Genomic DNA, 24,876 nt, shown 5'->3' on the forward strand with positions numbered 1-24,876 from the left:
GAGACGCAAGATTTTGCGTCTTTGACCGACAGCAAGATTTTGCGTCTTTGACCGACAGCAGGATTTTGCGTCTCTATCCTCTATTTGCTTAGGTCACTGTTGGTTAAAGACGCAATTGATTGTTGTTGGTCGAATACGTAACGGGTTGCTATCGGTCAAAGACGCAAAATCTTGCGTCTCTACTTAATATCCTTCGTTCTGATGGTCTTTATTCGTTGGATCGCTCAGGCGGTCGATGTGAACGGCCTGCGGAATGGGCATCAGTTTGTGATACGGTTGCAAACCCGTTGCCTGCGTGTTGTACCGCTTCACCCAGTCGTAGAACAGCTCGGTGCGGAGCAGGTCGTACTTCTCGTGACCTTCGCCCAGCAACTCACGCGCCCGCTCGTTCATCATAAACGTAACGATTTTTGTGGCCGAATTCACCGAATCAACCGGTATCAGCATCTGATTCACAGTACTTTTAGTCAGGTCGGCGCGGGAGCCGCCTTCGGTGGTCAGAAACTGCCCCGGCTTCACCTCGCCTTCTTTATAGGCCGCCCGCTCACGCACTTTGTTGATGTATTCTACCGCCTTCGCGTAGCGACCCATACGCCCATGTGCTTCGGCAGCAATCAGGTACGTTTCGGCCAGCCGGGCGTACCACCAATCGCGCGATGATACGATGGTGAGGTCGGCGCGGTTTGGGTCGAGCGATTTGAGCAGCACCGGGAACCGCTTCTGCGTACCCTGCACAAACTTGTTACGCGGAATCCAGGTGTACGACCGCCGGGCAATGGTGGCGTCCGAAACGCCCGCGTCCATCGACAGGTAAATAGCCGTGTCGCCCTCGGCGAAGCGGGCTTTCCCAACCAGCGAGGGGTTGGGCGCGTTGGCAGCGGTCCATTTCGGAATGGTGGCCGCGTTGTTGGCATAAAACACCCACTTGAAATTCTTGTAGAACCGCGAGTCCCACTTCCGAAATCCTTTGCCCCAGTCGAACATGTTGAGCGCGTAATCGGTCGGCACTGTTCGAATGCCCGGACGTCCGTTCGGAATGTCGCGTTTCATGCCCGCTACTACGTCGTAGCCCCACAGCCAGCAAACGTGCGTCCAGTTGCCGGTTTTGTCGAACCCGCCGAACCGAATATCCGGGTTGAACGTAATGGCAAAGATTACTTCGCTATTACGCTGATTACCAATGTCTATGAGCCGTCCGTAATCCGATACAAGCGAGTACGTACCGGAGTTGATAACGGCTTCGGCGTAGTGGGCCGCGCTGTCCATGTCGGTGGTTTTCTGGCCGCGTGCGTCGGTTATGGCACTACCGCGTGTCAGATAGACTTTGGCCAGCAGGTGGTTGGCCGCTCCACGTGTGGCGCGGCCGTAGTTGCGGGCCACGGCGGGTAAACTCGCCGATGCAAAACGCAAATCATTGATAATAGCCTGATAAACAGCCGCTACCGATGCACGCTGAAAATCCTTGCGGGCTTCGAGGTTCGGCGTCAGTTGCAACGGCACCCGGCCAAACTGCTGCACGAGGTGGAAGTAGTAAAACGCCCGCATAAACCGCGCTTCGCCAATCCACTGGTTGCGGTTGGCCGTTGTCGTCAGAAACGAACTCGCCGGTACAATCGGCGTTTTCTCGATTACGATGTTGGCCGTATTGATGCCCCGGTAATAGGCCGTCCAGAGCGTGCTGAGGTTGGCGTGGGTCGAGTTCAGGGTAGCGTTGTATTCGTTGAAGACCTTGCCGGTCGAGCCGTCGGTCCAGATGTGCGTACCGAGTACGTTCATGTCCACACCCACGTTTTCGGTCGCGTGGAAGTCACGTAGCGGAGCATATACGGCGTTAAGAGCCTTGCCGATACCGTCTTCGGTGTCGTAATATTCATACGACGTACCCGATACGATTTCTTCTTCGAGATAGTCTTTGCAGCCTGCCAACACGAAGGCAATCAGGAGAAAAATATAGATTGATTTCATAGTGATTTGAAGGTTTACCCCACCCCAACCCCTCCCCGTTAGGGAGGGGCTTTGAACCCGGATAGTTTAGCCCCTCCCTAACGGGGAGGGGTTGGGGTGGGGTGGGGTGGTTTTCACAAGCCCACATTCAACCCAAAGATGAATGCGATGCGGTTGGGTGTTTCGGCAGCACCCGCGCCTTCGGGGTCGAGAATGTCCCGGTTGCTGGTCCAGATGAACGGATTATCGACGGTGGTGTAAACGCGCATCCGGTTCAGCTTCAGTCGATTGGTCAGGGCCGAAGGCAGCGTGTAGGCCAGCGTGGCCGTGCGGATGCGGACAAACGACCCGTTGGAGTAGCGCAGGGCCGACGAGTAGAGCGGGCGTTCGCGGTCGCTGGGGCGGGGGAACGTACCGCTGGTATTCGTCGGTGTCCAGTAATCGACTTTTACGTGGTTGACCCGCCCGCCCAGAAACGCGCTCAGGTTATAAATGTCAGTTCCGTAGGTTAGTCCTTGCCGGGTAAAGGCAAACACCGACAACTCCAACCCTTTGTAACTGAACGTATTGTTCAGACTGGCGATGTATTTAGGCCGGTCGTTGCCCACAATAGTCAGATCGGCGGTGTTGATGATGCCGTCGTTGTTCACGTCTACCACTTTGATGTCGCCGGGCCGAAAGCCATTGCGCCCTTTGTCGTTGAACGCCTTCATCAGTTCGAGGTCTTCGGGCGTGTTTTGCCAGATGCGGTCAAACTTGTAATCGTAGAATACGCTCAGGGGTTGCCCGATAAACCAGCGGTTGCCGAGGTCATCGACCTTGCCTTTGTAGAGTTCGACAATGGCTTCGCGGTTGCGCGAGAACATCCAGTCGGTAGTCCAGTTAAAGCCGCCCGGTGTCCGCACGTTCACCGTCGAGAGGTTCAGTTCAACCCCGTCGTTGCGCGTGGAGCCGATGTTTCGCAGGTAGCTGCCAAAGCCCGATACGGTAGGTAGTTGGTCTTGTAACAGCAGATCGTAGGTGTTGGAGCGATAGACGTTCAGCGAACCGCTTACCCGCCCTTTGAACAGACTGAAATCCAGGCCGATGTTGGCCGAGGCCGTGCGCTCCCAGAACAGGTTCGGGTTGCGGATGTTGGCGGGCTGAAACCCAAACGCGGGCACTTCGTCCCACGAATACACCGTGCGGCCCAGCGACCCCTGCGTTTGGTACGGGTCGATAGACGTATTACCCGTTTCGCCATAACCCACGCGGAATTTCAGTTCGTCCAGGAACGTAACCCGGCGCATAAACGGCTCTTCGGAGAGGTTGTAGGCCAGCGACGCCGAGGGGAAGAATGAGAACTTGCGGCCCGGTGCCAGCCTCGACGAGCCATCCAGGCGGCCCGTGAGCGTCAGGTAATACTTACTGGCAAAATTGTAGTTGACCCGTCCCATGTACGACAGCAGCCGCCAGCGCGACAACTCACTGCTTACGCTCGTGATGTTCTCTGCCGTGCCAACGTTGTAAAATTCCTGATACTCATACGGTAAGCCCGTTACGTTGCTGCCCGACCGTTCAGTGCGCTCGTCCTGAATACTCTGCAACACGGTCAGGTTCAGGTCGTGTTTGTCGTTGAACCGGCGGTTATAGAACAGCAGGTTTTCGAGCGTATAGCCGTAGCGGTGGTTCTGATTGTACTGCGCCGAGGGTGCCCCGCCCTTGCCTTCCGACGATAGCGACGCGTAGAAAATGCCGCCCCGCGTCATACTGAAATCGGGTCCGAAATTGACGCGGTATTTCAACCCTTTTATCAGATCGAGTTCGGCGTACAGACTGCCGAAGAAGCGCGTGTTCCGGTCTTCGCGCACAACCCCCTCAATATCGTAAAGCGGGTTGTAGGTAAACGCGTCGTTGCCGGGGTTGAAAATCAGCGCACCCAGTGAATCGCGCGGTACGGCAATCGGAATCACCCGCGACGCCTGATAATACGTGTTGGTATTTTTGTTCTGGATGGAATAGGCAAACGTAGTGGAGAAACCCACGCGGGCGCGGGCCGATACCTGATGGTCGAGGTTGAAGCGGGTGGTATAGCGATTGAAATCCTTGCCTTTCATCACGCCGTTGTCGCTGAAATACGCTCCCGACAGCAGGAAACGCGTTTTTTCGTTGCCGCCACTGAGCGTTAGCTGATGACTTTGCAGAGCCGACGACTGGAGAATCATGCCCGGCCAGTCGGTGGTTTGGATGCGTTCGGGGTGGTACGAACCGTCGGGGTCGTAGGCGTTCCGAACGTTCTGCCAGGCGTAAAAATCCAGCCCGGCAAACATGGTTGAATCTTCGAGCCGATTCGGTGTTGGCGATTTATACACGAAACCGGTGCTGCGGTTGCGGTAGGCTTCGCGGTTCATCTCCACAAACTCCGGCCCGTTCATCAGCGTCAGCCGTTTCGAGGGCGATTGAATGCCGTAAAAGCCATCATACGTAATAGCCGTTTTGCCCGATTTACCGCGTTTGGTTGTAATCAGAATCACGCCGTTGGCCCCACGAGAGCCGTAAATAGCCGTTGCCGACGCATCTCTCAGCACTTCGAGCGATTCGATGTCGCCGGGGTTGAAATCGTTCAGGCTACCACCCGACAGCGGTACGCCATCGACCACAAAGAGCGGGTCGTTGGAGGCCCGAAACGAGCGATTGCCCCGAATACGAATGGCCGCCGACTCGCCGGGGCCGTAGTCGTTGGTGGCGACATCGACACCCGGCGCACGGCCCTGCAACGCCTGTACTACGTTCGTAACCGGCACCTGCTGAATCTGTTGCGACGATACCGTACTGATTGCCCCCGTTACGTCGCGCCGACGTTGCGTACCATAACCCACCACCACCACTTCGTTGAGCGATTGCTCATCGGGGGTCAGCGTTACGTCAATAGACGAGCGCGGTTGGCCGTTGCCATTGCCAACGGCCACTTCCTGCGGGGTGTAGCCTACGAACGAGAAAACGAGCGTGGCCGGTCCGTCGCCACGGTTCTGAGAAGCCCGAATCTGATACTGCCCGTTGGCGTCGGTGGTGGTGCCGGTAGATGAGCCTTTCAGCAGTACGCTAACGCCGGGCATACCTTTACCATCTTCGCCACGCACCTGCCCGGTCAGCATCGCGTCGGTTGGGTTACCCGATTGCGCCTGCAAATCGGGTGCATAGCTTATCAGCAGCAAGACCCATAACCATAGGCCCGACCCGCCAATAATCAATTGGTGGAGAGATGTTTTCATGCAGGTAACAGACTAATAGGTTCTTGAGAAAAGGCTAACTTCTCCAGCAAACGTACAAAAGAAAATATTATATCACACAATTAATCATAAAAATTGTACACAATTATTTTCTTAATTGTGTTATTACTCTCCCAAATCGGTTAGACGTGCCCGAATGAAGCGCATGCCGGGGAAAGTTGTCTGAAGTTCGGCGTCGATTCCGCCCAACCATGCATATCGCAAATCGCTGATACGCACGTCGTTACCCTGCTTGCCCGTGGTGCGGCATGATGCTTTGCTGCCATCGGGCAGGTACAAACTGGCGATCCCATCGTGCCACTCCATTTTTATATAGATACGCTGCCGCCCATCGGCTACCGGTTTCCACCAGGCGTAATCGCCCATCACCTGCTCTGTTTTCTCCGTCTCGCCCGCGTTGTTAGCTCCTAACACCACAATTTTCGACCAGCCGTGCCCAACGGCCATACCTTCGCGGGCCTGACCGAGCCGTAGCGCAAACACGTGTTTCTGCATCGATGCCAGATCGGCCACGCCCGATACGCCCGCCCAATGCACGTCGGGGTGGTGCGTTTTACCCCGGAACGTTTTCAGCGGTGCCACGGGTGGCTGATCGGCGGTGAGCCAAAACTCGAATGTGCCGTTGCGAACCGGATAGCCTGCATCCCAGACTAATCGCTGATCGTTGTCGGTTACGCGCCAGCCGTTGTCCCACACGCCCCCCCGAACCGTGCCGGAGAAAGCCGCCGGGCCTTTCGTCAGATCGGTATCGAACACAATGGTGCCGGTTTTTGATTCTGCCGAAAGCAGTACAGCCAACCAGATAAAATACAGACGCAGGCTAAAAAATAAGACGATGGTCATAGCGACAGGCCACAATCGGTGGCTTAAACGAATAGATGAATCGATAAACTACAGACAAAGATTATTATTTACACACAAATAAACCAAAAAATTGTACACAATTATTTTTGTTTTTGGATTTTTTGTCCGTATTTAGCCCCGTCATAACCCCTACTTCCTAAACCTGTTATGAAGCGTTGTCAACTGATTATCAGCTTTCTGCTCGGCTTGATAGCCGTCCAATGTCAACTTCAGGCGCAATCAGTTCCCGAACGGGTACTGGTGCAGGACGCCTTAGCCGGTCAAACAACGGGGAAACCGCAGGGAGCCGGAGCGTTTGTCGAAGCGGGCGGCTGGCGCAGTGCGGGCGGACGGATTATTTACGATGCAGGCGAAGCCATTGAGCGCGGCTATTTCGAGGCTACCATTCGGGGTATGACGCTACCGGCAGTCGGTGCGGCCAAGTCGAATATTCTATCGGCCTGGGAATCGGGCGAGCCATTCAAATCGGGTAAGGAAAAAGGCAGCAACTGGATGCTGCGGATTGGTACGTCGTGCCATCTTAAGATGCTGGCATTCAGCGACGGATCGGGCACGCGCTACGAAGTCAATGTACCCGACGTAACGGTGCGGGGTGAAGCACACCGTTACCGGATGGAGTGGAACCGGGGGCGGCTGACTTACACCATCGACGGAAAACGATTAGGCGAATTTCCGTTTGCCCGGATGAGCCTGCGGTACTTCGTGATTGGTCTCGACAACTCGTTTGTCAGCGACGCCCTCACCGACCCGGCTCCCATCATTAGCGACGTTCGATTGGTCAGCCAATCCGAACCCATGCCCACTACGCCCGTTGCTACCGAGGTCGTGGAACGATACGGTATTTTTGATAAAATCTTTATTGGTAATTCGTCACAAACCACTGATAGTCAAACAAAAGCGATGTTCACTCGCCATGCGGGCGGCACGTATGAAATTCCGCTTTTTCCTGACGGTGCCAACGGCTGGCGATTCCGCTTCTCACCGGATTCGCCCGGTCGCTGGACGTGGCGCATCCAGTCTGCCGATGCCCGGCTGAATGGGCAAACGGGCGTATTTACCTGCGTACCATCCGACAACCGGGGCGGGGTGATTGTGAAAGGCCACGCGCCCGGTCGCGAGCTGACCTACCAGAATGGGCGTCCGTACTGGCTGATGGGGGAGACAAACTGGGCCGCTTTCCGCGCTGAACCAACCGAAAATCTGACGTTTGACACGTTCCGGCAGTACGTCGATAAGCGGGTTGGTCAGGGCTTTACGTTCCTCCAAACAGCCCTGCTGCCGGGAGGGAGTAACGAAGGTGGTAAACCATTTTTAGACCGGGCCATGACCCAACCCAATCTGGCCTACTGGCAGGCCATTGACCGGCGTGTAAACTACCTGAACCAAAAAGGCATAACACCCCTGCTCGTGCTGGCCTGGGGCGACCGCCAGAACCCGCTCGGTGCTACGGCCTGGTCTGACTTTGCCGATCAAACCGCCCGCGAACGGTATGCTGCATACGTCATTGCCCGCTACTCGGCTTACAACGTAGCGTTTGGCATTGCCGCCGACTGGAACAAGACAGACGACAGCCCCACACAAGCGGCCCGCATGGACCGACTCGGCACGCTGATGCAGCAGACCGATCCGCACCACCGCTGGATTACCATTCTGGGCGATGCGGGTAAAGAGGCCGGGTCGGTGAGTCGGTTTGCCGGGGCATCGTGGATGAGTTTTTATGATTTCCGCAATAGCCTGCAAAACCTGTACGTCCGCAACTACACGTATCAAATCCCCCAGAAAATTACCGTGCATACGGGCTACGCGCCCGTCGATGCTACGCCCGATGCGTTTCGGCACGCCACCTGGGACGTAGTGATGGCCGGTAATTATCCCGTTACGGCTTTTGCCGATACGTACCTCGGCGGGTTGCAGTTCGGCGGCAAATTCGGGGCCGATTCGGCAGCACAACGAGTGAAATTCGAGCAGCTTGCCTTGCTGCGGCATTTTTTTGAAGAGGTAGCACCCAACGGCAACGGACGGGGTGAGTGGTCGTGGATAAAACCCTTCCACCGCTCGTTCCGGGCCGACACGCTGATTCGGGCCGCTATCGGACGTAGTGCCGACGGGCCGCGCCATACTCCGCCCACCGTGATGCACAGCGTATTGGCCAAAGAGGGCAAAGGCTTTACGGCGGTAGTGTATATGCGCGGGCAGGCCGGGCCGCACACGCTGACGCCCCTGCACGACCCCCTCGACCCGGCACCGAAGCTTACGCAGCGGCTCCATTCCATCCATCGCTACAACCCCCGCACGGGCGAGTACGTCCACGAGCGCGACGTAACGGGTACGTCGGCCACGCTCACGCTGACTCCGCCCGACGCGCAGGACTGGGTATTCGTGGTTCAGCGCAAAAACGTCTTCGACCCGCTGGCTGCCAAGTAATTTGTTTGAATCGATTGCCAGCGGATTTGTGCATGTATCCTCTAAACCTTAATCGTTATGAAGTCAGTTTTAGCGATTCAATTTCTGGGGTGTTTTTTTTACACCCTGTTCGTGTGCTTTCCGGCCATCTCCGTCGCCGAAACATCGGGCGCGCAAAAGGCTGCTGCCGCCGACCGCACGGTGAACGGGCGCGTGACCGACGAAACAGGAAGCGGTTTGCCGGGCGTGAGTGTGGCCGTGAAAGGCACCAACCGGGGCACCACTACCGATGCCGAAGGTCGCTACCGTATCGCTGTACCCGACAGCCCCGGAACAATACTTGTCTTTTCGTTTGTGGGGTATCTGGCGCAGGAGGTACGGGTTGGCAACCAGTCTGCCCTCAACGTCAGCCTGCAAATCGATACCAAAGCACTTAGCGAAGTAGTGGTGGTCGGCTATGGCGAACAGAACCGGCGCGACGTAACCGGCTCGGTAGCGTCGATTTCGGCCCGGCAAATCGAGAATGTACCCGTAACCGGCCTCGATCAGGCTCTGACGGGGCAGTTGGCGGGCGTGCAGGTGCAGGAAACTACGGGCGCACCCGGTGGCACCATCAACGTGCGGGTACGGGGCAGCGGCTCAATTGGCGCGGGCAACGAACCGCTGTACGTGGTTGATGGATTTCCGGGCGTAACGAACATCACAGCCATCAATCCCAATGATATTCAGTCGATTGAGGTACTGAAAGACGCCAGCGCGGCTGCCATTTATGGGTCAAGAGGGGCCAACGGCGTTGTAATCATTACGACCAAACAAGGCCGCAATGGACGCACTACGTTCCGGCTGGATACGTACACGGGCTTTCAGAACGTGCTCCGCAAGGTCGACGTGCTGAACGCAACCGAGTACGCTAAATTTCATATCGACTCTAAAAACAACGCCTACGCCGACGCAGGGGGCATTACCGACTTCACAAGGTTCAAAAACTCGCGTCGGCCTATCGGCAATCAGGTGTTGCCGTTGTATCTGCTCAATGATTCCTCGAACGTGATCAACCCGGCGTTGGGGGCTGGTACCGACTGGCAGGATGCCATTTTCCGCACGGCACCGATCAACAACGTTCAGCTAACGGCAACCGGTGGTAATGAACGTACCCGCTTTGCCGTAACGGGCGGCTATTTCAACCAGCAGGGCATTATTGTCAGTTCAGGTTTTCAACGGTACTCCGTCCGGTTAAACCTTGATACCGACCTGACGCGAACGGTAAAATTAGGCATCAATCTGGCTCCAACCTTCAGCCAGCGGCAGATCGTGAATTCAGATGATACCTGGTCGCGGGAGGGGGTGGTACTGACAGCACTGACCATTTCGCCCCACATTCCGCTACAGTTGCCCGATGGCACGTATCCGGGTCAGTATCAGCTTGGAACGCCCGGTTTCAACGCCATGATTAATCCCTATGCCATTGCTACTCAGTACAAGCAGGGTGAGAAAGAATTTACGACAACGGGTCGGCTCTACCTCGACTGGAACCCCCTGCCCGGACTTACGGCCCGCACGTCCATTGGCACCAACGTAGTCAGTTCATCGTATAACGGCTATTATCCGTCGTATCTGGGCCGGGGCGGGTCGGCACCACCGTCGCTGGCGCGGGCCGAAGCTCGCCCGTCGTTGCTATTCAACTGGGTCAATACCAACACACTAACCTATACGCGCTCGCTGGCTGGCAAGCATAATCTGTTGTTCCTGCTGGGCAACGAAACCCAGAAACAGGGCGTTGAGGACACGTATGTACGGGGGGAGAAATTCTCGTCGGATGCCGCGCCTTACGTTGGCGCAGCCGGGTTAATTACCGCTGGTTCGGGTGGTTTGTCGGAGTGGTCGCTGCTGTCGTACTTCGGGCGCGTCACCTACGATTACGCCGGTCGGTATCTGCTCACCTTCAACATCCGGCGCGATGGGTCGAGCCGGTTTGGGCCAAACTACAAATGGGGAACGTTCCCATCGGCTTCGGCGGGCTGGCAGGTGCTTGACGAGCCGTTTATGCAATCGGTAAAACCCGTTGTTTCGGCCCTGAAACTGCGGGCCAGCTACGGGCTGGGTGGCAACAACAACATCGGCAACTACGCCTATCAGGGCCTGCTCTCCGACCAAAACTATATTTTCGGGGCCGGGCTGGGTGAGTTGGTTACGGGGCTGGCCCCTGCCAGTTTGGTCAACCCCGATTTGCGCTGGGAAACCTCGCGGCAGGGCGACGTAGGGATCGATGCCGGTTTTTTCAACGACCGGCTGCAACTGACCGTCGATTACTACGACAAGGTAACGCAGGATTTGCTGTTGAACGTGAACGTACCCCGTATTACGGGCTACCAGCGCATTCTGACCAACATTGGGCGTGTGCGCAATTGGGGCTGGGAGTTTTCGCTCAACTCGCGCAACCTCAAAGGCGGCTCCGGGCTGGAGTGGACGACCAACCTGAACCTGTCGTTCAACCGCAACAAAGTGCTGGCTCTCGGCGCTACCGGCGACCGGATTTTGTCGGGCACGTCGCAGATTTTCGAGTCGCACGTAGTTGAAGTAGGGCAACCGCTGGGTAATTTCTACGGCTATCAGATTCTGGGCGTGTTCAATACGCAGGAAGAAATTAATAACCACGCCCGCTGGGGTTCAGGCCCCGTGACGCGGCCCGGCGATTACAAGTTTCAGGATACCAACGGCGACGGAATTATCAACGCATCGGATCGGACCATTCTGGGCAATGCGTTTCCGAAGCTCATTTACGGCCTGACCAATAATTTCCGCTATCGGGGCATTGAACTGAGCGTACTGATTCAGGGCAACTACGGCAATCAGGTTATTAACGGCACCTCGCGGTTTATGGCCACGCAGCGACCTGGCAACAACCAGTATCGGCGCGTCATCGAAGGCGCGTGGCAATCGCCCGAAAATCCCGGCACGGGATATGCGCGGCTGGGCGGTTCGTCGAACAACATCATCAACATGAACTCGATTTGGGTAGAAGATGGGTCGTTTCTGCGCATCCGAACCGTTTCGCTGGGTTATAACCTGCCCACGGCGTTGCTGAAACCGCTGGGCCTGCGCGGGGGGCGGGTATACGCGCTAATGCAGAACCCGCTGATGCTGAGCAACTACATGGGTTATAATCCCGACGTTAGTTTCAGTGGTCGGGCCGTGCTGAACCCCGGCGTCGATTATGGCACCTATCCGCTGGCCCGCGCCACTACGTTTGGTTTGACTGTAGATTTTTAACCGGCTATCACCATGAAATTCATCCGTTTTTCTTCGGCCCTGCTGTTGCTGACCCTGAGCGGCTGTAGCGAATCGTTTCTGGACCTACAGCCCAACACGCAGGTTTCTACGAATACGTTTTACCAATCGGCGTCTGATTTCCGGACGGCGGTCAATGCGGCCTACGCGGCTCTACAGGCCGACGGACTGTACGGTAGCGTTTACATCCATTTCTCGGAAGTACCCGCCGACAATGCGGGCGTTCAGAACCCCAACGGCGCGGGTGGCATTGCCCAGAACGAGTTCGATCAGTTTGTGGTGACGCCCGTAAACCCCAGCCTGCTGTCGTTTTATTCGGCCAGTTATGCGGCCATTCAGCGGTGCAACATTGTGCTGGGCCGCATCGAAGCCTCGGCAGTTACGCCCGCGCTGAAAAACCAGTTTACCGGTGAAACCAGGTTTATTCGGGGGCTGATGTATTTCAATCTGGTACGGTTTTTCGGCGGGGTGCCGCTGGTACTGAACGAAATCAACGCTGCCGAAGAGGGTTACACCTACACGCGGGCCTCGGCGGATGACGTGTACAAACAGGTTCTGGCCGACCTGACCGATGCCGAAACCAAACTGCCCGTTTCGTATACCGGAGCCGATATTGGCCGGGCCACGAGCGGAGCCGCCAAAGCCCTGCTCGGTAAGGTGTATTTGACCCAGAAAAATTACGCGCAGGCTGTTGTGAAACTCAAAGAGGTGATCGACCTGACCGGTACGGGTGGGCGCGTGTATGACCTGGCTCCCCGTTACATCGACAATTTCGACCCGGCCCGTTCTAATAATTCAGGGCACAAAGAATCCCTATTTGAGATTCAGTACAAAACGGGCGGTATCGGCGAAGGCAGTGGCTATACCAACGGGTCGGCCCCACCCAACGGGCCGCTTACGCTAACGGGTGTGGGTAACGGCAATGGGCAGTTTATCTGGCCCACCGTGCAGGTATTCAACGCGTTTCCGCGTTCTGACCCGCGCCGGTCGGCCAATCTCGATTCGCTGATTATCAATGGGCAGTTGCAACGGTACGTTAAAAAATACCTGCAACCCGTTTACGGCTCCATTCCGTTCAATCAGGCGGATTCGGACATGAACTTTCCGGTGCTGCGCTTTGCCGATGTGCTGCTGATGTACGCGGAGGCACTCAACGAAACCAATAGCGGTCCCAACGCCGTAGCTTACGACGCCATCAACCGCGTTCGTCGGCGGGCACACGGTGTTACAACGTCGGCCTTCGACATACCCGCCGGGCTGAACAAGGCGGCTTTTGCGCTGGCAGTCGAAAACGAACGACGGCTCGAACTGGCTTTTGAGGGCCACCGCTGGCCCGACCTGGTTCGGACCGACCGGGCCATTCCGGTCATGACCGCGCTGGGCTTTCGCGTACAGCCGCACCAATTGATTTTTCCGATTCCGCAGGCCGAAATTGACATTAATCCGGGTAAAATGACGCAGAATCCGGGGTATTAGCCGTAGTTTTTTCATAGGTTGGATGTGAATCCTCCGGTGGCTCTGTCAGCGGAGGTATTTTTAGGCCAACCGTCCTTTCCCTTATTCCCCATGCGTTTTTTCCTTTCATTACTGCTTCTGCTATCGGTTGTTGGGTCTGGTTTCGCCCAAACGCCCCTCAACCTCGCGCGGGCCGTTGTTTACTGCCCGACCGGCGCCACCACACCCGAACGAAAGGCCGCTCAGATGCTGGTCGAAGAGATTCAGAAACGAACCCGAATTCGGTTGGCGCAAGCGACGCAGTGGCCCACCAGCAACTCGCCCGTTATTGCCGTAGGGCAGGCCGTCGCGCTGAAAAAAACAGGCCGAAAAGCACCTCCGGTCCAAACGCCTAAAGACGGTTTTCAGGTACGTGTCGATGCTGCGCCGGGGCAACCAATCATCTGGGTGCAGGGCAACGACCCACGTGGCACAGTCTTCGGTGCTGGCTGGCTGCTGCGGCAGCTAACCCTGATGCGGGATACGGTTCTGGCGGATAATTCGCTGGCCATCAGCACAGCCCCGCAAACTCCGCTCCGGGGGCATCAGTTGGGCTACCGGGCCACGCCCAACTCCTACGACGGCTGGGACCTTGCCCAGTGGGAGCAGTACATCCGCGATTTAGTCGTGTTTGGAGCCAATGCCATCGAACTGATTCCACCCCGCTCCGATACCGACCGCGACAGTCCCCATTTTCCGTTGCCACCCATGGAAACCATGATTGGTATGTCGCAACTGGCGGCTGATTATGGCTTAGACGTGTGGGTGTGGTATCCGGCCCTGGACGATGATTACAGCAAGCCCGAAACGGTGCAGTTTGCCCTCAACGAGTGGGGCAACGTGTTGAAGCAACTGCCGAAACTAAACGCCATTCTGGTGCCCTGTGGCGACCCCGGCCATACCCCGCCCCAACTGCTGGTGCCGATGCTGGAAAAACAGGCGGCTCAGTTGAAAAAATACCATGCCAATGTACAGTGGTGGATGTCGCCCCAGGGGTTCGATGAGAAGCGGCTCGCTACCTTCAAAGCCCTGATTGAGCAAAACCCGCCCTGGCTGACAGGACTGGCTTATGGCCCCTGGATGCGGCTGTCGCTGCCCGATTTTCGGAAGTGGACGCCCGCCCGTTACCCCATCCGGCAATACCCCGATATTACGCACTCGCACCGCTGCCAGTATCCCGTGCCCGACTGGGACTATGCCTACGTGCTGACGCAGCACCGCGAACCCATCAACCCGCGCCCGCAGGATATGGCAGCCATTTATCGCTATTCCGCCCCGCACACCATCGGCTACATCACGTATTCGGAAGGCTGCAACGACGATGTGAACAAAGCCATCTGGAGTGCGCTCGGCTGGGATCCAAACCAGCCCGTTGACCAGATTCTGCGCGAATACAGCCGCTACTTTATTGGCCCCGCCGTAGCCGACCGTTTTGCCAGCGGATTACAGCGTCTGGAACAAAACTGGCGCGGCTCCGTTCGGACCAACACCGGGATTGATAGTACGCTGGCTCTTTTTCAGCAAGTAGAACAGCAGGCCGGGCCGCATTTATTGCAAAACTGGCGATTTCAGCAGGCTCTGTTTCGGGCGTATTATGATGCTTATGTCCGGCAGCGGGTTTTGCACGAACAGCACCTCGAAACCGATGCACTGGCAATGCTGACAAATGCACCCGTATTAGGGTCGGCGGGGGCCATGCAACGGGCTGTTGAGCGGCTGGCAGAGGCCGAAACACAACCGGTAGCGTTACCGCTGAAAATGCGGGTATTGGAGTTAGGCGAAGCGTTGTTCCAAACCATAAACATGCAGTTGTACATGAAACGCCACGCGGCTGTACGCTCCGACGGGGCCACGCTCGAACGGCTGAATACGCCCCTCAACAACCGTTCGTATGTGCTCCAACGTTTTAGTTCAATTGCTACGTTGACTACTGAAAACGAACGACTTGTGCAGCTCCGGGCGTTGCAGGCCGAACTACAGCCGCATGAAAATCAGCCCGGCGTACTGTATGACGATCTCGGCAATCCGGCCCGGCAACCGCATCTGGTAAAAGCCGACACGTACAAAAATGATCCCGATTTTTTGAAAACGCCATTGACCATTAACGAGCAGCGGGCACCCGGTTCACTACGTTACCCGCTATCGTGGTACAGTCATGTCATGGGCCTCTACGACCAACCCATTCGGCTGCATTACGACGGTCTCGACCCGGCGGCCCGCTACAAAGTACGGGTTGTATATGCCAGTGGCCCGGTGCGCATGGTGGCGAATCAGAACACAGAAATCCATCCACTGCAAAAAAAAGAATTTACATTGCTGGAGTACGACTTGCCCGCCGAAACTACCCGCACGGGTACGCTCGATCTCTCGTGGACGGGTACGCCCCGTGCGGGCGAGTCGGGTCGGGGGAATCAGGTGAGTGAGGTATGGTTGATAAAGCAGTGAAAAGATGTCTATGACGACGCACGACGAATTCGTACCAGCAGGCTCCATTCCGCTGGGGGTTTACGAATGCCCGGTGCCGTACAAGCGGCTACTGACCCCGGTTATGCTGGCGCACCTGAGCGCGACGTGCCGGATCAAGTACCACAAAGACACCTCCTGTAATACGGCGGACGTAGCAGCCAAATTAGTCGTTGTACCCCGCCCGGACTTTGGCTTTTTCGACGCGCATCTGCCCAATGCCGTGGCATCGTTGCGGCTGGGAGCCAGTGGGTTATCGCCCATCGCGGCCAATTACTTTCCGGAAGTTGTGGCCTGGTTGTGTCAGCACGTTCACGACCCGGCTGAACAGGAAACCGTCGATTGGCTACAGGCTGAACTAACCCGCATCAACGCCCTGATTCATGAACAGTACCCGACCAGTGCCAAACAGTTTTTGCGGAACCGGGGCTTACCCATAACCACCGTTTGCCGAACGGCGTCGAGTACGTTGCCTGCCAAACATCACACCGCCCTCAGCGCATTACACCGTAACGTGGCCGAGTGGCACGAACGGCTGAACCTGAATTAACACACGCAACGCCAATGCAACCGAATCTGCCCGCATCTTCCACCGATCTACCCGGAACACTCCGGCAGCCATCAGTCGCTACCCTGGGTCGGTTTCGCTGGCGGATTGGGGCACTGATTGCCTTCGCCAATACCATCAATTACATCGACCGGCAGGTGCTGGGGCTGCTTGCACCCGACCTGCAACGGCAGTTTGGCTGGTCGGAGGTGGAGTACGGTTATATTGTCACGGCGTTTCAGGGGGCGTTTGCGGTGGGGTATCTGCTGTTCGGCTGGTTTATCGACCGTTACGGCACTAAAATCGGCTATGCTTTGGCCTTGACACTCTGGAGTCTGGCCGCTATGGGTCACGGGTGGGCGCGGTCGGTAGTTCAGTTCGGGCTGGCGCGGGCGGTGCTGGGGTTGGGCGAAGGCGGCAATACTCCGGCGGCCATCAAAGCGTTCTCCGAATATTTCCCGAAGCGGGAGCGGGCGTTCATTACGGGAATTTTTACGGCGGGGTCGAGTCTGGGGGCGGTGCTGGCCCCAATAGTGGTGCCGTTGCTGGCCGTTACGTTCGGCTGGCCAATGGCTTTCTTCGTAACGGGCGGGCTGGGGCTACTGTGGCTCATCGGCTGGTGGGCCTGGTACGAACGACCCGAAGCTCAAAAACGGCTGTCGGCAAGCGAACTGGCGTACATCCGCAGCGATGGCGACGTAGCGACTGGCCCCGCACCGACCTGGGCAAGTTTGCTTCGTTATCGGGCCACCTGGGCATTTGTGCTGGCCAAGTTTCTGACCGATCCCATTTTCTGGTTTTACCTCTACTGGCTCCCCAAATTCTTACAGAAACAATATGGCCTGAACATCACCGCATCCATTGGTCCACTGGTGTTCATCTACAGCGTTGTAGCCATCGGTGGCACGGTTGGTGGCTGGCTGTCGTCGCGGCTGTTGCAGCGCGGCTGGTCGGTGAACCGAAGCCGAAAATCCGTTATGCTCGCGTCGGCCCTGCTGATTACGCCCATTATTGGTGCGGCCTTCACGCAAAACCTGTGGCTGGCCGTTTGCCTGATTGCCCTGGCCGCAGCGGCTCACCAAAGCTGGTCGGCGGTGCTGTTCACGACCGTTTCCGACCAGTTTCCGCAGCAGGCCGTCGCGTCGGTGGTGGGTATTGGCGGCATGGCCGGGGCAGCAGGCGGTATGCTCATCGCCACCGCTACCGGCTACCTGCTCGATGCCACGGGTAGCTACCTGCTCATCTTCGCCGTAGCCGCGTCGATTTATCTCGTCGCGCTGGGGCTATTTCAATGGTTAGTACCAACACTAAAAGGCAACATTCAAGGACTATGACTCATTCCGAACTGCTTAAGCTCAAACGCTGGAACACGCCTACCGTTTATAACGGCTGGGAGCAAATTACCCGCCACGACACAACACGGGGCCATTTTAACCTCGACGAAACCCGCGACTACATGCCGCAGATGGGGCCGATGGTTGGCTACGCCGTAACAGTCGTGTGCGAACCGAGTAACCCGAAACACCTGCGCGAGAACCCCGACAACCTGCGGGCTTACCGCGAGTACATCGCCAGTGTGCCCGGCCCCAAAATCGTGGTCGTGCAGGATTTAGATAACCCGCACATCGGCTCGTACTGGGGCGAGGTCAACGCCAATATCCACCGGAGTCTGGGTTGCGTAGGCACCATCACCCACGGGGCCATCCGCGACGTGGACGAGATGACCAATGCCGGCTTTAAAGCCCTTGCCAAACGGATGTGCGTAGGCCATGCGTTTAGCTGGCCCGTGCGCTGGGGCGTCGAGGTCGAGGTGTTCGGTTGCCCGGTGAAGCCCGGCGATCTGATTCATGCCGATAAACATGGTTTCTTAGTGATTCCGCCTGAAGATCAGGACCGGATTTACGAAGCCAGTTGCTTTATGGATGCCAACGAGTGCAACACGGTCATTGCAGCCGCCCGCGACGTAGCCGGACGACCCATGCCCGAGGTGCTGGCTGCCATGAATCAGGCTGGGGCCGATTTTGGCAAAGCCGCGCTGGAGAAATTTGGTCGAAAAGGTGAGTGGTGAATAAATCGCGTATTCGGCAAAACATTTTTTACCGTATACGCGATTCTGGCAAACATTTCGCTACCTTACTAACGTTATCGCAATAGAATACAACCCGATAGCGGAGGAGATAACGAATGGAAACAACAGGACACCAACCGGAAGAAGAAAGAAACGGAATAACCCCCATCGGCCACACAAAACCGGTTATTCAGAATGACAGAGCCACTGTACGGCTACCCATGCTGCTGGGCATTGCGCTGGCGGGTGGTATGCTTGTTGGTGCCACGTTTTTCGGCGGTACGAAAAGCCTGAATACGATTGGTAAAGGCTACACCAAGTACCGTGAAATTCTGCAGCTTATCGAAAACAACTACGTCGATACGGTCAATACAGAGGAATTGGTCGACTATTCGATTGAGAAGATGTTGCTCAAACTCGACCCGCATACGTCGTATATGAATCCGCAGGATGCTATTGCGGCCCGGTCGCAGTTAGAAGGCGGCTTCGATGGCATTGGCGTTGAATTTAACATCTACAAAGACACTGTCTATGTGGTAACGCCGTTAGCTGGCGGACCATCAGAAACGGCTGGTATTCAGAGTGGTGATAAAATCATCAAGGTCGATGAAACACCACTGGCAGGCGGCAAAGTCGATAACAGCAAAGTGTTTAAAACCCTGCGCGGTAAACGCGGCACAGAAGTAAGATTGACCATTCTACGCAAAGGATCGACCGAACCCAAAGTGTTCGCTATTACGCGCGACCGTATCCCGACCTATTCGGTCGATGCCGCTTACATGGTTGATGGGCAAACGGGTTATATTAAAGTTAACCGATTCTCTGAAACTACCTACGACGAGTTCAAGACCGCGCTGACCTCGCTCAAACAGCAGGGTATGAAGCAGTTGCTACTCGATTTGCGGAATAACCCCGGCGGCTACATGGACCGTGCCACCAACATGGCCGACGAGTTTATTTCGGGCAATAAACTGCTGGTTTATACCGACGGCAAAGACAATCGCTACGACCGACAGACGTTTGCCAAACTGCCGGGTCAGTTTGAAGATGGTCCGCTCGTGGTACTGATCGATGAAGGTAGCGCGTCGGCGTCGGAGATTGTGGCGGGTGCGTTGCAAGACCACGACCGCGCCCTGATTGCTGGTCGGCGGTCGTTTGGCAAAGGATTGGTTCAGATGCCCGTACAACTGTCCGATGGTTCGGAACTGCGGCTGACCATTTCCCGCTATTTCACGCCCAGCGGTCGCAGCATTCAGAAACCGTATGTGATGGGGCAGGAGGGCGACTACGAAAAAGAACTCGAACAACGCTCGAAACGGGGTGAGTACTACGTGGCCGATTCAATCAAAAATGATCCGAAGCTGAAATTTAAAACCGACGCCGGGCGTGTGGTATACGGCGGGGGAGGCATTACGCCCGACTATTTTATTCCGCGCGATTCGACCTGGCAAACGGCGTATTTGGTGCAGTTATATGGCAAGAATATCATCCGTGAATTCGCCATGGAATTCGCCAACGATAATCGGAAGAAGTTGGAGAAGATGCCTTTCGCTGAGTTCGACCGCTCGGTAGTTATCGGCGACGATCAACTGGCTCGGTTGGTGAAAGAGGCTACTGCTGAGGGGATTAAGTTTAACGAGAAAGAATACAATCGCTCGAAAAACTACATCCGTACTCAGATTAAAGCATTGGTGGCCCGCAATATTTATCAAAAAGCTAACAAGGCCGGGCAGAACAATGAGTTTTTCAAAGTGGTCGGGGAGTCTGACGACACGTATCAAAAAGCACTCAAACTCTTCGACCGCGCCGACAAACTCGCCCACGGAGCAGTGAGTTACAATAAATAGGGTTGTAAGGGGCAGGGTGTAGGGTTGGAAAGGCGTTTTGTTTGCTTACGCCCTTTCCAACCCTACTCCTTACAACCTTACCCCTTTTTCCCCTACTCCTTTTTCTTAAACTGATAGGTCAGCCCCAGCAGCGACTGGAACGCGCCGATTTTGAAATCTTTACGCGAGTAGGGAGCTAACTCAACAGCCGCCCGCAAACCCGGCACAAACGGCACCTGTACGCGAACGCCCACGTGCAGCGAATAACCTTCCAGAATGTCGCGGTTATCGATGCTGTTCAGGGCATTAAACCGAACGCCCAGACCGGTGTAGACGTTGTATTGCGTTTTGCGCGATACATTCACGAGCGGGCAAAGCGTAGTGGCAAGCGAACCGAACGTAGTGTTGGTTTGCAACCGCGTGTCGAGCCAGAATGCCCGGTTAGGATTTGTACTTACCGAGATAACGTTGTTGAATGGGTAGTAGGCCACAGAAGCCTGACCGAATGCCGACATAGAAAGGCCGATGAGTAAAACTGTCAATGCGTGTTTCATGGCCGCAAAACAACAACTTTCCGGTTATAAACAAGACGCATCGGCCAGAAAACGACCACCCGGTTTATACTACATCCGGGTTTCGGTTGATGTACATATATCGCGCAGGGTAATCAGGCGTTGGGGCAATTGCTCCTGCAAACCCGGCGTACTGAGCCGGAACGTTTGTTCCTGGGTTTGGTGACCGTCGGAAATAACGAGCGTATAGGCACCGTCGTTTATTTGGCTGAAGTCGAATTTTTGCCGGAAACGCAAATTACGTTTAGGCAGCACTTCAGTGAAAAGTTCACGCCCTTTTGCGTCATAAACCGCTACGCGAATCGGCCCGGCAAATTTCAGCCGCTCAATGTTTACCCACAGTTTCGACGGTTCCTTAGCCGCATAGGTGCCTACGGCAAACGTTTTCTCTTCATAATACGGTGCCTGCTGCGCCACACCCCACGACGATGCCAACAGAGCCGCTCCCAGCAGCAACGCCTTCAGTCCTGAATTCCAACCTGCTTTCATGATGTTTGTTGTTAGCGTACCCCGACTTGTTCGGAGTACGCCAGAAAGATGCAGGCAGGCAAAGCCGCGTTTCAGGAAATAGACGAGCGGCTGATTTTCCGGGGTGAAAGGCGAAGGGTTAGCGCATCATCTTGTTGAGCTTGCCCGATGCCTGCATTGTGTTCATCTTCTTCATCATCTTACGCATCTCATCGAATTGCTTCATGAGGTTGTTCACCTGCGTAATGTCAGTGCCGGAGCCTTTGGCAATACGCTTCCGGCGACTTCCGTCGATGATGTCGGGGCGTTGGCGTTCGAGCGGTGTCATCGAACTAATGATGGCTTCGATAGGCTTGAATGAATCGTTGTCGATGTCCAGGTCTTTGATCATCTTGCCCATGCCCGGAATCATGCCGAGCAGGTCTTTCACGTTGCCCATCTTCTTGATCTGCTGCAACTGACTCAGAAAATCGTCGAAGTCGAACTGGTTTTTGCGCATCTTGGCGTTGATGCGCTTGGCTTCATCTTCGTCAAACGCCTGCTGTGCCCGTTCAACCAGCGAAATCACGTCGCCCATACCCAAAATCCGGCTTGCCATCCGGTCGGGGTAGAACACGTCGAGGGCTTCCATTTTTTCGCCCGTGCTGATAAACTTAATCGGCTTATTAACAATCGTTTTAATCGAAAGCGCGGCCCCACCGCGTGCGTCGCCGTCGAGTTTGGTCAGCACAACACCGTCGAAATTGAGCCGGTCGTTGAAGGTCTTTGCCGTATTTACAGCGTCTTGCCCGGTCATCGAATCAACTACGAACAGCGTTTCGGCAGGCGTAATGGCGCGTTTTACGGCTTCAATTTCCTGCATCATCGCTTCGTCAATCGCCAGGCGACCGGCGGTGTCGACAATCACGATTTTCTTACCCGTTTTGCGGGCGTGGGCAATGGCATTCTGCGCGATGCTGACCGCATTTTTGTTCTCCGGCTCGCTATACACCTCAACGCCAACCTGTTCGCCCAGTACTTTCAACTGATCGATAGCTGCCGGGCGGTAGATATCATCGGCTACGAGCAGCACATTACGGCCCTGTTTTTTGAGATAACTGGCAAGCTTACCCGAAAACGTCGTTTTTCCTGACCCCTGCAAACCTGCAATCAGAATTACGGCGGGTTCGCCTTTGAGGTTGATGCTCTGCGCTTCGCCACCCATCAGGTCGGTCAGTTCTTCCTGCACGATCTTGACGAACAGTTGACCCGGTTCTACCGAAATCAGCACCTTCCGGTCAATGGCTTTTTCTTTGATGCGGTCGGTAATGTCTTTGGCGACCTTATAGTTTACGTCGGCATCGGTAAGTGCCCGGCGCACCTCTTTGATTGTGGCGGCCACGTTGATGTCGGTAATGCGGCCTTGCCCTTTAAGGGTTTTAATGGCCTTATTAAGCTTATCCTGAAGATTCTCGAACATTGGTTTATACGTCGCTCCGGTCAATACCGGCTTGTTTTAGAATGGAGAAGAACGTTCCTTTCGCCATATCCCTATTCCCATGCATCGGCACTGGAATGGTGCGGTTTAGTTCTTCACTGAAATAGATATGGTGGCTACCTTTGATCCGCTGGAGTTGCCAGCCTCGTTCCTCCAGCAGCGTAATCAGTCGTTTCGGCGAGTAATTCATGTACTGCCTATGCGGCTTGATTTGTCAAATGGGTACTGGGTAGATAGATTGAATACTCAAACGTTTCACTATCATCCATAATTGAAATACCTTTTTCGGCATACACCTCCAGGCATCCTTCAGCCGCTTCACGCGCCATTGCGATGGCTTCTTCAATGGTTTCGCCCCAGGTCACGCAACCGGGTATGGATGGAACCATAGCAGTATAAAGGCCCTCAGGTTCCCGACGTAATAAAACGCGATACGTTGCCTGTTGCATCGAACTTTTTGTTAAGAAGTACAAAGATAACAGTTTCTGGCGGGCCTTATTAGAAAAGTCTAACAATCAGTTTGCAAATCGGGCGGGTAACACGTTTTTATCAATTTTTAATCGTACCTTTGCGGCCTGAAATCAATCGTTTTAATCTCATCCTATACATATGGAATCCGTAAGACCCGACGAGATATCAGCCATCCTGCGCCAGCAACTGGCCGGAACTCAAACCGAGGCTGAACTCGAAGAAGTCGGTACGGTGCTGCAAATCGGCGACGGCGTAGCGCGTATCTACGGCCTCTCGAAAGTGCAGGCCGGTGAATTGCTGTCGTTCGAAAACGGCCTTCAGGCCATGGCTCTGAACCTCGAAGAAGATAACGTAGGGGCCGTATTGCTGGGCGACTACTCCGAAATCAAAGAAGGTGACACCGTAAAACGGACCGACCAGATTGCCTACGTGAACGTGGGTGATGGTATTCTGGGCCGGGTTGTGAACACGCTCGGTCTGCCTATCGATGGTATGGGGCCAATTCAGGGCGACATGTTCGCGATGCCTCTGGAGCGCAAAGCACCGGGTGTAATTTTCCGCCAGCCCGTAAATGAACCGCTGCAAACAGGTATCAAGGCTATCGATGCCATGATTCCCATCGGGCGCGGTCAGCGCGAGCTGATTATTGGCGACCGTCAGACGGGGAAAACCGCTGTGGCTATCGACACGATCATCAACCAGAAAGAATTTTACGACAAAGGCCAGCCCGTTTACTGCATCTACGTAGCCTGCGGTCAGAAAGCATCGACGGTGAAGCAGGTAGAGGCCACGCTCCGCAAAGCCGGTGCGATGGACTATACCGTAATTGTGTCGGCCAATGCATCGGACCCTTCGCCGATGCAGTTCTTTGCGCCGTTTACGGGTGCTGCCATTGGTGAATATTTCCGCGACACGGGCCGTCCGGCATTGGTCGTTTATGACGATCTGTCGAAGCAGGCCGTGGCTTACCGCGAGGTGTCGCTGTTGCTGCGTCGTCCGCCCGGTCGCGAAGCCTACCCGGGCGACGTATTCTACCTGCACAGCCGGTTGCTGGAGCGGGCCGCCAAAATCAACGCCAACGACGATATTGCCAAAAATATGAACGACCTGCCGCCGAGTCTGAAAGACAAGGTGAAAGGGGGCGGTTCGCTGACGGCTCTGCCGATTATCGAAACGCAGGCAGGCGACGTATCGGCCTATATTCCGACCAACGTAATTTCGATTACCGACGGGCAGATTTTCCTTGAATCGAACCTGTTCAACGCGGGTATTCGTCCGGCCATCAACGTAGGTATTTCGGTATCGCGGGTGGGTGGTAATGCTCAGATCAAGTCGATGAAGAAAGTAGCCGGTACGCTGAAACTCGATCAGGCGCAGTTCCGCGAACTGGAAGCCTTCGCCAAGTTCGGCTCCGACCTCGATGCATCGACCAAACTGACCATCGAGCGGGGTCGGCGTAATCAGGAAATGCTGAAACAGCCACAGTACTCGCCGGTGCCGGTTGAGCAGCAGGTGGCTATCATCTATGCATCGACCAATGGCCTGCTCGACAAAGTGCCGGTTGAAAAAGTGAAAGCCTTTGAAAGCGCATTCGGTTCGGTACTCAGTGCGCAATACCCCGCTGTTCTGGCTGACCTACGCGCCGGTAAACTCAGCGATGAAGCCACATCTACGATTCGGAAAGTAGTGGCCGATTTGGCCGCGAATTACTAAACTTTAAGT

At 55.5% G+C, this 24,876-nt stretch carries 17 protein-coding genes; 9 read left to right on the forward strand and 8 right to left on the reverse strand.

What is annotated here, in order from left to right; all coding sequences use genetic code 11:
* Window positions 1-183: 183 nt before the first annotated feature.
* From AWR27_RS00650 to AWR27_RS00660, 3 genes are all read right to left on the reverse strand, one after another.
* Window positions 184-1,965 (reverse strand): RagB/SusD family nutrient uptake outer membrane protein, encoded by a 1,782-nt coding sequence (locus AWR27_RS00650; protein WP_077129410.1) that lies wholly within the window; start codon window positions 1,963-1,965, stop codon window positions 184-186.
* Between the two features lie 113 nt (window positions 1,966-2,078).
* Window positions 2,079-5,195: a SusC/RagA family TonB-linked outer membrane protein gene (locus AWR27_RS00655; RefSeq protein ID WP_077129411.1), complete on the reverse strand. Its 3,117-nt coding sequence runs from the start codon at window positions 5,193-5,195 to the stop codon at window positions 2,079-2,081.
* A 123-nt stretch (window positions 5,196-5,318) separates the two neighbouring features.
* The gene (locus tag AWR27_RS00660; protein WP_077129412.1) at window positions 5,319-6,056 is read right to left on the reverse strand and encodes a hypothetical protein; all 738 of its coding nucleotides are present in this window, start codon (window positions 6,054-6,056) and stop codon (window positions 5,319-5,321) included.
* A 168-nt stretch (window positions 6,057-6,224) separates the two neighbouring features.
* Here AWR27_RS00660 and AWR27_RS00665 point away from each other — a divergent pair, with 168 nt between their 5' ends.
* From AWR27_RS00665 to AWR27_RS00700, 8 genes are all read left to right on the forward strand, one after another.
* Window positions 6,225-8,501: a DUF5060 domain-containing protein gene (locus AWR27_RS00665; RefSeq protein WP_077129413.1), complete on the forward strand. Its 2,277-nt coding sequence runs from the start codon at window positions 6,225-6,227 to the stop codon at window positions 8,499-8,501.
* A 57-nt stretch (window positions 8,502-8,558) separates the two neighbouring features.
* Window positions 8,559-11,750, forward strand: a complete 3,192-nt coding sequence (locus AWR27_RS00670; RefSeq protein ID WP_077129414.1) for a SusC/RagA family TonB-linked outer membrane protein — start codon at window positions 8,559-8,561, stop codon at window positions 11,748-11,750.
* A gap of 12 nt (window positions 11,751-11,762) precedes the next feature.
* On the forward strand, window positions 11,763-13,244 hold the full coding sequence (locus tag AWR27_RS00675) for a RagB/SusD family nutrient uptake outer membrane protein (protein WP_077129415.1): 1,482 nt from the start codon (window positions 11,763-11,765) through the stop codon (window positions 13,242-13,244).
* Window positions 13,245-13,334: 90 nt separating this feature from the next.
* A complete protein-coding gene (locus tag AWR27_RS00680; protein ID WP_077129416.1) occupies window positions 13,335-15,707 on the forward strand; it encodes a hypothetical protein in 2,373 nt (790 codons plus the stop codon).
* Between the two features lie 10 nt (window positions 15,708-15,717).
* Window positions 15,718-16,275, forward strand: coding sequence for a dihydrodipicolinate synthase family protein (locus AWR27_RS00685; RefSeq protein WP_077129417.1), 558 nt, complete (start codon window positions 15,718-15,720; stop codon window positions 16,273-16,275).
* A 14-nt stretch (window positions 16,276-16,289) separates the two neighbouring features.
* Window positions 16,290-17,606 (forward strand): MFS transporter, encoded by a 1,317-nt coding sequence (locus AWR27_RS00690; protein WP_077129418.1) that lies wholly within the window; start codon window positions 16,290-16,292, stop codon window positions 17,604-17,606.
* Entirely contained in the window at window positions 17,603-18,340 is a 738-nt protein-coding gene (locus AWR27_RS00695) for an RraA family protein (RefSeq protein WP_157579026.1), read from the forward strand. The genes AWR27_RS00690 and AWR27_RS00695 overlap by 4 nt, the downstream gene beginning before the upstream one ends.
* 221 nt (window positions 18,341-18,561) lie before the next feature.
* On the forward strand, window positions 18,562-20,187 hold the full coding sequence (locus AWR27_RS00700) for a S41 family peptidase (RefSeq protein WP_232326078.1): 1,626 nt from the start codon (window positions 18,562-18,564) through the stop codon (window positions 20,185-20,187).
* Between the two features lie 92 nt (window positions 20,188-20,279).
* On the opposite strand, the gene AWR27_RS00705 is transcribed toward AWR27_RS00700, so the two are convergent.
* The 5 genes from AWR27_RS00705 to AWR27_RS00725 form a co-directional block, all read right to left on the reverse strand.
* Window positions 20,280-20,720 (reverse strand): hypothetical protein, encoded by a 441-nt coding sequence (locus tag AWR27_RS00705; RefSeq protein ID WP_077129421.1) that lies wholly within the window; start codon window positions 20,718-20,720, stop codon window positions 20,280-20,282.
* A 69-nt stretch (window positions 20,721-20,789) separates the two neighbouring features.
* Entirely contained in the window at window positions 20,790-21,227 is a 438-nt protein-coding gene (locus tag AWR27_RS00710) for a T9SS type A sorting domain-containing protein (protein WP_077129422.1), read from the reverse strand.
* Window positions 21,228-21,345: 118 nt separating this feature from the next.
* Window positions 21,346-22,665: a signal recognition particle protein gene (gene ffh / locus AWR27_RS00715; protein WP_077129423.1), complete on the reverse strand. Its 1,320-nt coding sequence runs from the start codon at window positions 22,663-22,665 to the stop codon at window positions 21,346-21,348.
* Window positions 22,666-22,669: 4 nt separating this feature from the next.
* A complete protein-coding gene (locus AWR27_RS00720; protein ID WP_077129424.1) occupies window positions 22,670-22,873 on the reverse strand; it encodes a type II toxin-antitoxin system HicA family toxin in 204 nt (67 codons plus the stop codon).
* 7 nt (window positions 22,874-22,880) lie between these two features.
* A complete protein-coding gene (locus AWR27_RS00725) occupies window positions 22,881-23,132 on the reverse strand; it encodes a type II toxin-antitoxin system HicB family antitoxin (protein ID WP_077129425.1) in 252 nt (83 codons plus the stop codon).
* A gap of 160 nt (window positions 23,133-23,292) precedes the next feature.
* Here AWR27_RS00725 and atpA point away from each other — a divergent pair, with 160 nt between their 5' ends.
* Window positions 23,293-24,867 carry a F0F1 ATP synthase subunit alpha gene (gene atpA, locus AWR27_RS00730; RefSeq protein ID WP_077129426.1) on the forward strand — a complete coding sequence of 525 codons (1,575 nt, stop codon included), beginning with the start codon at window positions 23,293-23,295 and terminating at the stop codon, window positions 24,865-24,867.
* The last annotated feature ends 9 nt before the right edge of the window (window positions 24,868-24,876 follow it).

Source organism: Spirosoma montaniterrae (assembly GCF_001988955.1).
GTDB lineage: Bacteria > Bacteroidota > Bacteroidia > Cytophagales > Spirosomataceae > Spirosoma > Spirosoma montaniterrae.